Raw genomic sequence first — 12,108 nt, 5'->3', positions numbered from 1 at the left:
CAAGGGACTTGTTTAAATTATATTTTTTACCTAAAAATTTGTATCCTCCTACATCGTTTAAATATTCATTAACTATTTTTACCTTAAATTCAAAGCTATGCTTTTTATTCTTCATACAAAAACACCCCTAAAGTTGGATTTTAGTGTCCAACTTTAGGGGTGCAGCTCATCTAGGCAGTCCTTTTTTGGTATTTTCCATTCACCTAGTGTGTTCAACTTTGCTCATATATTATCATATTATTCGGACTACACTAATTTCCCTCCATTAGATTCGTTTTCTAAAGTAACACCGTCTTTTTTATATGAATTCTCAACTGCTCTACGTAAATATTCGACATCAAATCCTGCGCTTTGATAACCTTCTAAAATGATTGAGTAATAGTAACAACTCGGCTGCTCAAGTGGTCTGCCTTCATTCATAATATAGACCATCGCATTTACTGTCTTTTTATCTACTTTAACTTTCATCATTTCTTTTCTATACAGATGTGGCCATCCTTCATAACGATCAAGTGCCTTTTCGTCACTAGAGGTAATCTGCCACACAAGGACCGGAACGCTTTCTCCCTTGCATGGTTCAACCGTTGCAACAGCATGCGCGTGTGGCCCCCTAAAAACGAGTTTGTGGTCCTTTATTTCACTTGTTCCTACTACCTTTGCCGTTGGACACCTGTTTGCCATTTGCTCTAGATTTAAATTTGATCCGTAGGCAATATATAATTTCACCATCATTTCAATCCTTTCACAATTTACTTTTGAATGATCCCAGGTGGCTTAACCAACCCGGAATCTCCATGTCAACCCTGATTTTCAGGGCATCTAAAGCTAATAGAAAAGGGTTTCGCTCGTTTATCCATCCAAAATAAACTTCAGCGAAACCCTATAAACCTTATTCTATCAACACTTCAACTCTTCCTATTCATCCACCCTAGACAATAACGCCACAATTTCACAGTGGGACGAGCCACCAAGCTTGATGTCTAGCGCTTTTTTATGGGTGAGTACGTTTGCGGGAACATATCGACTAAAGGTGTACGTACGTGGGAACATATCAATGAATTTACTCAAATTCGGAACCTGAAATAGTTCTAATCAATACACAAAAAGACTCCCATTCAGCCGGGAATTTGTTGCTTCAACTTCTTTTAGATTACGTTTTTCTCGAATAATTTCATTCTAGAAAATAGAATTCCAACTGAACATCGTGTCAGTTGGATAAAATTGGGTTTATATTAATGATATTGACGTGAAAATTTATTCTTACCTTGATTTTAGAAATAACAATTACATATAATTTCTTAAGTAAATAATTTGTCAATAAACTTCATAGAGCATTTGAACTACTTAGATTATCAGACTTTTTTTCGAGATTCATGATGACGACACCAACAATAATGATCATAAGACCGAAAACGTTTAAGCCTGAGAGGATTTCATTAAAAAGAAACATTCCAACTAAAGCTGTTCCTGCAGTCCCAAGTCCAGCCCATATGCTATATGCGACACTTAGTGGAATAAACTTTAGAGAAATAATTAACAAAGTAAAAGAAATTCCAAAGCCAATGACAAGAGCAATACTAGGAATTAAATTCGTAAACCCATCAGATAGTTTAAGCATCGATGTAGCAAAAATTTCAAATAAAATGGAAATAAATAAAATCAAATAATATTTCATACCATAATAACTCCTTTTTAAATTCTCATTAATACAACGCCAACAATCAGTAAAAGAATACCTACAGCGCCTTGTATAGTTATTTTTTCCTTAAAAATTAAAAAACCTACGAGTGCTGTTAATGCTGTTCCTGTCCCACTCCAAGCTGCATAAGCGAAACTTAACGGTATGGAAATTAATGACAATGAGAGTAAATAAAAGGCTAACGCATACCCAATAATTACCCCAAGGATTGAAAGTACTTTTTTATTGCTACTTATTGAAGTTAGTTTCATCATGCTTGTACCAAATACTTCCGCAAGAATCGCACTTACTAAAAATACATATGCCATTTAAATCACATCTCTTTCCATTAAATCACAATAATGAAGCACTATTTTTTCCATTCTTTCTTTAAAAATATCCACATAGCTATACATGATAGAAAACCAAATTCCGTCACAAATCAAACGCAGTTCTAAAATCTTATCAGGATTTCCTTTGTCTTGATCGAATAGTTTGATCCAGTGTTCAGATACGGATTCCCACAGTTCTATACTCTTTCCATCTTCTAGAGAAGAAATAAAAACCGATGGAAGCAAAACATTTTCAGTATCATCTAAATAGTCAATGGTTGCTAATGCATATGCCCGTGTAAATTGATAAGCTCCAGACAGTTTAGATTTATATTTGTTAATTTTTCCCTCGAATTGTTCTATCACCATTTTATTCATATTTAATAATAATATTTCTTTACTATCAAAGTGATAGAGAACACCACCTTTTGTAATTCCAGACTTCTCGGCAAGGTACTGCATGGTTAATTTTTGGATACCTTCCTCATTTATAATCTTAGCCGCATTTGTAAGAAGTTCTTCTTTTTTACTCAACATACATCACTCCAGTTATCTATATTACTGTACTGAACGTTCAGTACAGTAATATTAGCAAATCATTTTTAAATTGTCAATTATTGATTTTATATAAAATGACACTAGCATTGCATTAATTAACACAAAATATTAACAACATATCGAATATTCACTAATTTACTATTATCCAAAGAAAAAGTCCTTTATAATGGATATAACCAGGTGGTAACCCGTCCAAATCCATTAATAAAGGACCAAACTCATGGACAAGATTACACGAAAAACATCATTTGAGCAATGGTTTTCACCTATAAATCTTCAACTATTTGAAGAAAACGTAAAAACATTGAAATTAGACCACTATACAAAAAAGCTAACGACAGAGTCATTCCTGAAATTATTACTTTTTTCACAACTAAAAGAGGTGGAGAGTTTAAATGCCATAAGCGACTGGCTTTTCAATGACCAACTTCAACATGAAACCGAGCTGAATTCGATAAGTGTATCTCAATTATCACGGCGATTAAACGGTATGCCACCGCAACTATTTCAAAGTATATTTTTGGACTTAGTAGCTCAAATTCATGATAAAACTCATTATTCTAAGCTAGTCATGCCGTTAAAAATTATTGATTCAAGCACGCTACCACTCAGCCTAGCTAATCATCGGTGGGCCGAATTCCGTAAAACAAAAGCAGGTGTCAAGCTACATCTCCGCTTGGTATTTATGGAGAAAGGAATATCCTATCCTGAAAAAGCCGTGCTAACTAACGCAAAAGAACATGATCGAAATCAGCTTGAAGTTATGGTCGATGACAAAGAGTGCATGTATGTGTTTGACCGCGGCTACTTAGATTATGATCGTTTCGATCGTATGACAGACGATGGCTACTTTTTCCTTTCTAGGCTTCGTAAAAATGCCGTCATTCGGGAAATTTACGACTTTAAGCTAGAAGAGGATTCGCCGGTTCTATCGGACCAAATGGTCTTGATTGGTACAACGCAAAACCGTGCTGAAAATTACTTTCGCCTATTAAAAGTTGTCGATTCAAAAGGGAATGTACTCCATTTAATAACTAATCGTTTTGATTTAAGTCCAGAAGAAGTCTCTGAGATGTATAAATCGCGATGGGCGATTGAACTCTTTTTCAAGTGGATTAAACAACATTTAAACATTAAAAAGTTCTATGGTCAGAGTGAGTTCGTCATTCACAATCAAGTATATATTGCGATGATTGTCTTCTGTTTAAATGTGCTGGTTCAAATCAATACAGAAAGCAAAAGAACTATTTTACAAATCAGCCGTTTATTAAGGGCATCTCTATGGAAACCAGCTTACATCTGGCTTCTAAAAATAGAAGGGAAAGGCGCCTCTTAATAAAGAAAACGTCGCTGTCACTCATGTTTAACTGTATATTTAAAAAAATGGATGGAGCCACCTTTAGTTGGGTATTCAGTTTTTTGGCTCTCTCAGAAAATAAACAAAAACTGAAAATTACAATAATATTAATGCAACGCTAGTGATAAAATGATACTGTTATAAAAAAATGCCTACATCTAGTAGACATTCTTGAATTATTAATATTTGTTTCGGTAATGCTCCCCAAATTCGCATATCTTCCTGACCTACTGACCAAATGGCAATACTCTGAAACTTCCACTTGTAAGTTGTCCCTATTATCCAATCAACTAGACTATCGATATCTTGATAATAAAGAATTGAAAAGCCGATGAAAAGTTACCTCCGATTTCACAGGGTCATGCAATTAATCTATACATCAATTTCAACAATCATTTCAGACTTAAATTCAATCTCCAACTTTTCAGGATGAACTACAATTCTCTCAACCATCCGCTTAACTAGCTGCTCATCATACGTTTCTAGTTCGCATGTTTGCTCTTTTAATAACGCTGATATTTGTTCCAATCGTTCTCTTCCATGATCTTGTTCTGCAATCTCTAGTTGAAGTTGTTGTTTTTCTTCTCTACGTTTGTAAATATTATCGACAACGTCATTATAGTCTTTGTTCGAATTCGCTAGGCCGATTAAAGAATGTTGCAAGGCTTCCAGTTCTTTTTCAACTTTCACCAGTTTATCGTGTAAATGACTTGATAACGTATGTGCAATATTTTGTTCTAAGACTTTTAGAAAGTTGCTCCGATTTTTAAACAGTTCATTTATCGCTTGGATAACGGCTTGCTTTAAGTCATCTTCTCTAACAGTTCGCGCATCACAAAACACTCCTGTATTTTCAAGCCTGCTGACGCATCGCCAAACGATTGACCTCTTCCCTCGGTTATTCCAATGGACTCTTCTAAATATTTCTCCACAGTTTTCACAAAATACAATCTGAGCCAAACTGTGGTTACTGCTGTAATTTCGCCTTTGTCCATTTTTACTAATATGAGCGATTTTTCGTTTTTTCAATTCTTCTTGTACTAACATGAAAAGGTGCTTTGGTATGATAGCTTCATGATTGTTTTCTACATAATATTGTGGAACAACCCCATCGTTGTTCACTCGCTTTTTCGATAAGAAATCGACTGTATATGTTTTTTGAAGGAGTGCATCTCCCATATATTTTTCGTTCGTCAGAATTTTATGCAGTGAACTACTGTACCATTTCTTTCTTCCCGCACCTGTTAATATGCCGTCCGCTTCAAGTCCTTTTGCAATTTTATTTAAGCTAAATCCTTCCAGGTATTCTCGGTAAATTCGCTTGATGATTTCCGCCTCTTCTGGCACAATGACTAAGCGTTTATTTTCATCTTTTGTGTAGCCGAGAAATCGATTATGGTTTACTTGCACTTCGCCTTGTTGGTATCGATATTGAATACCAAGTTTTACGTTTTGGCTAAGCGACTGACTTTCTTGCTGAGCAAGTGACGCCATAATCGTCAACATCACTTCCCCTTTCGCATCCATCGAATTGATATTTTCTTTTTCAAAGAATACGGGTATATCTTGTTCTTTCAGCTTTCTTATATATTTCAAGCAATCTAACGTGTTCCTTGCAAATCGGCTAATGGACTTTGTAATGATCATATCGATTTTTCCATCCATACAATCAGCTATCATTTTATTAAACTGTTCTCGCATTTTTGTGTTCGTTCCTGTAATGCCATCGTCTGCATAAACTCCTGCAAGTTTCCACTCGGGATTAGCTTGAATGTATGACGTGTAATGTTCGATTTGCACTTCATAACTCGTTGCCTGTTCATCACTGTCAGTTGATACTCGGCAATAAGCAGCTACCCTCAGCTTTTGCTTATCACTTACTTCCCTCGTTCTTCTTGGTCTTGCCGGGATGACTGTAACATTTCTTGAACTTTCCATACTCTAGGTCACCACACTTTCTATTAAACTGTAAACATATTCTGCTTGTTTATATGGGTTGTCATGTTTGATATCGATAGATGGTAAAGTGAATGTGGGAATTTCAAACGGGGTTTCTTCTTGTTTTTTATTTAGTCTTCCTAATTTTTTTGCCCGTTTATATCTTTCTATCTTCACTTTTTCAAATAATTCTTTTGATATTAAGGTAGGAAAAATATCCGTTCCTAAGTATCTTTCATCCGTTAATATTCGGGTAATACCGCCATGATTTCGCTTTATTCCCGCTTCCTTAGCGGCATTTGCTAATGACAATCCTGATAAATACGCTTGAAAAAGATGCTGCAGTTGTTTCAGCTCTTCTTTATTTATGACTACTTTACCGTTTTCAATTTGATAGCCAAATGGTGTATGTGCCATCACCTATTCACCTCTTCCTTTAGCAACAAGCCACTTTTTAATAAAAAACCTATTTTTGTTGACGAGTGTATATAAACCTTTTCAATATATTCGTTAAATATCGTTTCTTCAAATGATGCAACTTTCTGCTGTTTATTGGTGAAACTCATCAGTCTTTTCAGTTCGTAGACTTGTTCTTCTTCGTTGCGAATAAGTCGTAGCAACCGTTCTTTATCCTCCAACAACTCATTAATTTGGTTGTCCATTTTCGTCCGTTGTTCTTCATACAATTTCTGTTCTAAAAACTTATCATCCATTAGCTTTTTCAACATTTGACTCTTCGCATAGCACTCAGTCAATTGCAATTCAATATGATCGAGCTGTTCTTCTGTATCATGTTTAAAGCCATTTTTCATTGTTTCAAAAAGTGGATGTAGTATTTCTTTTCGAGCAAAAACGAGTTTGTTCATCATTGTAATAAAAGCTTGATGAATGCGTTCTTCCTTAATGAAAAGCATCGAACATTCATCTCTGTTTTTAATGTGTGTTGAACAGCACCAAGCAATATATTTTCTATGCGTAGAAGTGTGAATTCTCCTTTTAAATGTATCGCCACATTCCGCGCATTCAATTTTCCCTGAAAAAGGATAACGGTTTAAATACTTTCTACTTCCAGCAGCTACATTCTTTTGGCTTGCTTGATATTCTAGCATTCGATTAGCCGCTTCAAAATCAGTATGTGTGATGATTGCTTCATGATGATTTTCAATTAAGTATTGATCCAGTTCACCTTGATTTACTTTTCGATTAAAATGCTCATCAGTAAAAGTCTTTTGAAGTAGCACATCTCCAGTGTATTTTTCGTTCTTAACAATTCCACGTATCGTAGAACCTGTCCAATTGCCATTTCGTTTTGTTGGAATTCCTTCTTCATTTAACTGCCTGGCAATTCTATCCGTTCCTATTCCTTCTAGTACACTGTTAAAAATCCGCTTGACGACCTGTGCTTGTTCTTCATTTACAATTACTTGTTCATCGATATAATCGTAACCGTATGGCGGGTACGATAACTTGTAAATCCCTCGTTTAAATCTTTGTCTAATCGACCATTTACTATTTTCGGAAAGTGACACTGATTCATTTTCTGCAAGGCTACTTAAGATTGAAAGCATAAGTTCACTTTCCATCGAATTTGTATTAATTTTTTCTTTTTCAAAATAAATGTGTACACCTAAATCCATCAATTTTCTGACTAACTCCAGGCAATCAATTGTGTTTCTCGCAAATCGACTAATTGATTTCGTTAAAATGAAGTCTATCTTTCCTTTTTCACAGTCAGATATTAATCGAAGCAATCCTGGTCGTATATCCTTTTTGGTCCCTGTGATGCCTTCATCACTATAAATATCAACGAGCTGCCATTCATCATTATTTTCAATTATAGTTTTATAGTGTCGCCTTTGTGCTTCTAAACTAATCAATTGATCCTCGTTCGATGTTGACACTCGTATATAGGCAGCAACCTTTTGTTTCGGTTTTCCTATTGAAGATGTTGCCGCATCAAGTGTTGTTATCTTTCTCATCCACTCACTCTCCTTTCTTGCATGTGACATATTAGCGTTATAACACTGTTATATCAAGGTTTATCGCACATTAAAGGGCCTAATAAGGGGGTGAATTTTTGACGATTTAGTTTGCTTATTTGATTGTATTCTTCCTGAGAAACAAGCTCCTGTTCATATAGTTTCATGAGCAACTTTTCAGCAAGGTGATATTGAAGTTCATTAATAGTTGATATGTAATTGAAGTTCTAGATATAATGAAAGTAGATTATTCAGCAAACGGTCAATTTTATTGGAGGGATGATTGAAATGTTTAATTTAAATAATGCTAAACTAGAGAAATTGGATATTGAAGAACAAGAATATCAAATTGAACAAGATGAATTAGATATTGAAGAACAAGAATATCAAATTGAACAAGATGAATTAAATATTGAAAGGCAAAATATTTAATCGTTTTTAAAAGGTTGGTTTTTAACACCCTTTTTAAAAATTACAAATAAATTTCTTTTGAAATTTTATAAAAAGGCTCAAAGAGAGAATTGTTTGAAGTGTTATAATTAAATTAAATAATTCCACAATCGGGCGCGATTGTGGAAGATTAAATAGTCATTTAAGTTACAACCGAAGAGTTTAACTGCTCCTCGGTTGTTTTTATTTACTCATATTTCACAAACACATCTTTAAATCCAGCTTTCATTGCTTTTAATTGTTGCTTACCCACATTTTTAACACTTCAACCTTTTACTTTTCCACCCTTGACAACAGCGCCACCAACTCCACATGCACTGTATGCGGAAATAGATCTACAGGTTGTACGATTTTTAGTTCATAGCCAAAATCTCTGAGCCATGTGATGTCTTTTGCGAATGTTTCTGGGTTACATGAAACGTATACTACTCTATCTGTTTGAAGGCGTCCGATTCTACGCATCACTTTTCCACCTGCACCTGATCTTGGTGGGTCGAGCATAATGACGTCTGGTCTGCCCCAGTTTTCTAGTACTTCGTCGATACCACGTCTAGCGTCCTTTGCGAGGAAATAAGTATTAGTAACATCGTTATCTTCAGCGTTTTGTTTCGCTGATTCTATAGAACTCTCGACAATTTCAATTCCAGCGAGTCTTTTAACACGCGTTGCAAATGGTAATGAGAACGTTCCTACTCCGCAAAATAAGTCAATCATCGACTGGTCTTTCGTTGGATTTGCAAATTCTATTGCGAGGTCTACTAACTTTTCTGCTTGTCTTGGATTTGTTTGGAAGAACGTATCAAACCACAGACGATAGTTAAATCCGTACATTTCATCGTGAATATAATCTCTACCGTGTAAAACGACTGTGCGTTCAGATTGTGTCATATCAGCTAAATCTGTATTTTTTGACCACGTAATACTCTCGATATTTTCTATTTCAGATACTAACGTTTTTAATAGTTGATTAATTTCTGCTTCATATCGTTCTGGATCGTCTGCGGCAAATATCGCACACATCACTTCACCTGTATGTTGAGATTCTCGCACCATTAAGTAACGTAAAATTCCTTCTTTTGTATCTTTGTTATATGTTTTAATGCCACTTTGTTTTGCCCACTCTGAAACGATATTCATGACTTTTTCAGTCTCAGCACCAGCAATTAAACATGAATCTAGGTCGATAATATTTCTAAAGTTATCCATTTCATGAAGACCGAGTTCACCATTACTACCGAACGTAAACTCCATTTTGTTACGATAACGCCACATATTTTCCGCTCCGATAATTGGACGAATCACCGAAGGGTCGAACCCATTGTTTTCAATGTGCATTTTAACAGCATTTTCTTTTACTTTTAGTTGCGCATTGTAGTCAAAATGTTGCCACTGACATCCACCACATATATCAAAATACTTACATGGTGCGTCAATGCGGTTTTCATCTTTTTTAATAATCTCAATTGGATGCGTAAATGCACTTTTACGATTCATAGCATTTGGTACATTTACACGGACTACTTCTCCAGGAATAGTACGAGGAACTGTTAAACGTAAATTTTTACCTTTACCTTCCCAGTCATCTCTTCGATACTTTGTGACACCTTGACCTTTTTTATTAAAACTTTTTATTGTCACATCATATATGCGTGACTTTGACATAACTTTCACCTTCTATTTTTTCGATAAACTAACGACACACTCCACGTGATACGTCTTTGAAAACATATTGTACGGTGTGATTGAACCGATTGTATATTTTTCACTTAATATTTTTAAATCTCGCCCAAGTGTTGCTGGATTACATGAGATATATACGATTCTCTCTGGTTCCACTTGTAAAACCGTATCTAAAAATGTACGGTCGCACCCTTTCCTCGGTGGATCTATAAATAGTACATCGATATGTTTTTCGTTTACAATCTCTTTAATTTTCTCTTCAGCTTTACCATTTATATACGTCGCATTTTTTATGTCGTTTAACTTTGCATTGTCTCTTGCATCTTCGACTGCACTTTCGACGATTTCTACACCGATCACTTCATCCACTTTGTTTGCTAACAACTGACCGATCGTACCAATACCTGAATACGCATCGACGACGACGTCTGTTTTTGTTAGTGCAGCTCGTTTGATTGCTTCACTATACATCTTTTCTGTAATATCATGATTCACTTGATAAAACGATAAGTCTTTCACTTTAAATTGTTTTGTTAATAACTCATCTTTTATATATGACTTACCGTAACGTACGACTGAGTTGTAACTCGTGACGAGATTTGTTTTTTCAGTGTGAATGTTTTGAATGACACTTGTAATTCTAGCGTCTTGTATGAGTTCATCGACTAATGGTTTAAATGTATATGATTTACCATTCGTAACAAACACGATTTGTATTTCACTATCATCGTGATTAGAACGGATGATTAAATGTCTTAAAAGTCCGGTATGTTTCTCTTCATTGTAGATTGAAATGTCGTATTTTACTATCAGTTTTCTTAACACTTCGATGATCTCGTTATGACTTCTTTTTTGAATCATACAATGATTGATATCGACGACATCTTTACCATTTTTATGAAATTGACCGATGACCACTTTGCCACGCTGTTCTCTCACTGCAAATACTGTTTTATTTCGGTAATAATATAGCTCTTCAAGTTCAACTGTATCGTTCACTTCTATATCTTTAATATGACGTCTCAACGTATTTAAAACCGCTTCTTTTTTAAAGTCTCGTTCTTCGGTTTCATCCATATGTTGAACGTGGCATCCACCACAGACGTCATAATATTTACATGGTGGATTTACACGATTTTCACTTCTCGATAAAACATCTATTACTTTCCCTTGACTAAACTTTTTACCAGTCTGAGTGAGTGTATATGTAATTGTTTCATTTCTTATAGCACCATCTATAAACGCGAGGTGATTTTCTTTTACAACACCTCTACCGTCATGTGTGTATCCTGACACTTTACTTTTATATATATTATCCATATGATCCCCTGTTTTCTCTTTTAAAAATAGATGAAATTAATTATAATATTTATATTAAGATTTGGGAGGGTATGTCGTGAGAGCGAGTGGTTTGATGTTATGGGTTTTATTTGCATATATTCTTTTTACTGCATTTGAACTTGGTTTACCAGCAATCATTATGACTGGTGTCTCATTTTTTATTGCGTTAAATTTTACCCTCGTAAGAAATACGCATATTGAAGCATTTAATGAAAAACATAAAACGACGTTCGATGAAGAAATCGAGTCGATTAAAAATGAACAAAAAAACGAAGAATAACCAAAGCGGTTATTCTTTTTTAATTCTTACTTTAATGGCTTGTTGTAAATTTTTAAAATGTGCAGGTAACACACCACCGAGTTCTCCGTCTAAATTTAACTGTACTTCTTCGAAACTTGAGACGTATAGCTCTCTTGATTTAAAGTATTTTACTTTATCGTGCTTTAAATGATTCCCGCGCATCGCAAGCGTTAAAACATGTGCAAGCTCTGCTAAATTGACCTCTTCTAATATTAGAACCGAAAAATAGCCGTCGTCTAACTCTGCATCTGGTACGAGTTGTTCAAATCCACCAATCGAATTTGTTAAACCGATTAAAAAAATCATGACGCGCCCTGTATAGACACCCTCATCATGTTCAATACGTATAGGAAATGATGTGATTTGTGGGATGAGTTCAATTCCTTTTACATAATATGCAAGTGATCCGATAACTGCCTTTAAGCGACTCGGTGCTTCGTAAGATACTTCTGTAATCTTACCGCCCCCGCCGATATTCATAAAGTATTTACCGT

Annotated in this window: 14 protein-coding genes; 3 read left to right on the top strand and 11 right to left on the bottom strand. The window is 35.1% G+C overall.

Annotated elements, in window-relative coordinates:
* Positions 1-246 precede the first annotated feature (246 nt).
* The 4 genes from HMPREF3029_RS04890 to HMPREF3029_RS04875 form a co-directional block, all read right to left on the bottom strand.
* Positions 247-732, bottom strand: coding sequence for a gamma-glutamylcyclotransferase family protein (locus tag HMPREF3029_RS04890; protein WP_070458548.1), 486 nt, complete (start codon positions 730-732; stop codon positions 247-249).
* A gap of 592 nt (positions 733-1,324) precedes the next feature.
* Positions 1,325-1,618 (bottom strand): DMT family transporter, encoded by a 294-nt coding sequence (locus tag HMPREF3029_RS04885; protein WP_371327374.1) that lies wholly within the window; start codon positions 1,616-1,618, stop codon positions 1,325-1,327.
* Positions 1,619-1,692: 74 nt separating this feature from the next.
* Positions 1,693-2,007 carry a DMT family transporter gene (locus HMPREF3029_RS04880; protein WP_057995856.1) on the bottom strand — a complete coding sequence of 105 codons (315 nt, stop codon included), beginning with the start codon at positions 2,005-2,007 and terminating at the stop codon, positions 1,693-1,695.
* Positions 2,008-2,544, bottom strand: coding sequence for a TetR/AcrR family transcriptional regulator (locus HMPREF3029_RS04875; RefSeq protein WP_070710044.1), 537 nt, complete (start codon positions 2,542-2,544; stop codon positions 2,008-2,010).
* A 244-nt stretch (positions 2,545-2,788) separates the two neighbouring features.
* Between HMPREF3029_RS04875 and HMPREF3029_RS04870 the strand changes: the two genes are divergently transcribed.
* Positions 2,789-3,904, top strand: a complete 1,116-nt coding sequence (locus HMPREF3029_RS04870; protein ID WP_070710042.1) for an IS4 family transposase — start codon at positions 2,789-2,791, stop codon at positions 3,902-3,904.
* Between the two features lie 393 nt (positions 3,905-4,297).
* Here HMPREF3029_RS04870 and HMPREF3029_RS04865 read toward each other — a convergent pair whose 3' ends face one another.
* The 4 genes from HMPREF3029_RS04865 to HMPREF3029_RS09725 are packed head-to-tail and all read right to left on the bottom strand — an operon-like array spanning position 4,298 to position 8,048.
* Entirely contained in the window at positions 4,298-5,863 is a 1,566-nt protein-coding gene (locus tag HMPREF3029_RS04865) for a recombinase family protein (RefSeq protein WP_070710041.1), read from the bottom strand.
* Positions 5,864-5,866: 3 nt separating this feature from the next.
* Positions 5,867-6,280: a serine integrase family protein gene (locus HMPREF3029_RS04860; RefSeq protein ID WP_068131174.1), complete on the bottom strand. Its 414-nt coding sequence runs from the start codon at positions 6,278-6,280 to the stop codon at positions 5,867-5,869.
* Positions 6,280-7,842: a recombinase family protein gene (locus HMPREF3029_RS04855; RefSeq protein WP_070710040.1), complete on the bottom strand. Its 1,563-nt coding sequence runs from the start codon at positions 7,840-7,842 to the stop codon at positions 6,280-6,282. Before HMPREF3029_RS04855 ends, HMPREF3029_RS04860 begins: the two co-directional genes overlap by 1 nt.
* A gap of 53 nt (positions 7,843-7,895) precedes the next feature.
* Complete coding sequence (locus HMPREF3029_RS09725; RefSeq protein WP_371327373.1) at positions 7,896-8,048, bottom strand: SHOCT domain-containing protein; 153 nt, start codon at positions 8,046-8,048, stop codon at positions 7,896-7,898.
* 82 nt (positions 8,049-8,130) lie between these two features.
* Here HMPREF3029_RS09725 and HMPREF3029_RS09390 point away from each other — a divergent pair, with 82 nt between their 5' ends.
* Entirely contained in the window at positions 8,131-8,274 is a 144-nt protein-coding gene (locus tag HMPREF3029_RS09390; protein WP_168161332.1) for a hypothetical protein, read from the top strand.
* A 291-nt stretch (positions 8,275-8,565) separates the two neighbouring features.
* Here HMPREF3029_RS09390 and rlmD (HMPREF3029_RS04850) read toward each other — a convergent pair whose 3' ends face one another.
* Positions 8,566-9,954 (bottom strand): 23S rRNA (uracil(1939)-C(5))-methyltransferase RlmD, encoded by a 1,389-nt coding sequence (gene rlmD / locus HMPREF3029_RS04850; protein WP_070710039.1) that lies wholly within the window; start codon positions 9,952-9,954, stop codon positions 8,566-8,568.
* A 12-nt stretch (positions 9,955-9,966) separates the two neighbouring features.
* Positions 9,967-11,292 carry a 23S rRNA (uracil(1939)-C(5))-methyltransferase RlmD gene (gene rlmD, locus HMPREF3029_RS04845; protein ID WP_070710038.1) on the bottom strand — a complete coding sequence of 442 codons (1,326 nt, stop codon included), beginning with the start codon at positions 11,290-11,292 and terminating at the stop codon, positions 9,967-9,969.
* A 76-nt stretch (positions 11,293-11,368) separates the two neighbouring features.
* On the opposite strand from rlmD (HMPREF3029_RS04845), the gene HMPREF3029_RS04840 reads away from it, so the two are divergent.
* Entirely contained in the window at positions 11,369-11,593 is a 225-nt protein-coding gene (locus tag HMPREF3029_RS04840) for a hypothetical protein (protein ID WP_068131008.1), read from the top strand.
* Between the two features lie 9 nt (positions 11,594-11,602).
* On the opposite strand, the gene HMPREF3029_RS04835 is transcribed toward HMPREF3029_RS04840, so the two are convergent.
* On the bottom strand, positions 11,603-12,108 hold a 506-nt coding region (locus HMPREF3029_RS04835), incomplete at its 5' end, for a YegS/Rv2252/BmrU family lipid kinase (protein ID WP_144265409.1).

The sequence above is a fragment of the Nosocomiicoccus sp. HMSC059G07 genome (assembly GCF_001815515.1).
Taxonomy (GTDB): Bacteria; Bacillota; Bacilli; order Staphylococcales; family Salinicoccaceae; genus Nosocomiicoccus; species Nosocomiicoccus ampullae_A.
The sequence above is the reverse complement of the archived record's forward strand: the minus strand, read 5'-3'. Positions and strand labels throughout refer to the sequence as shown.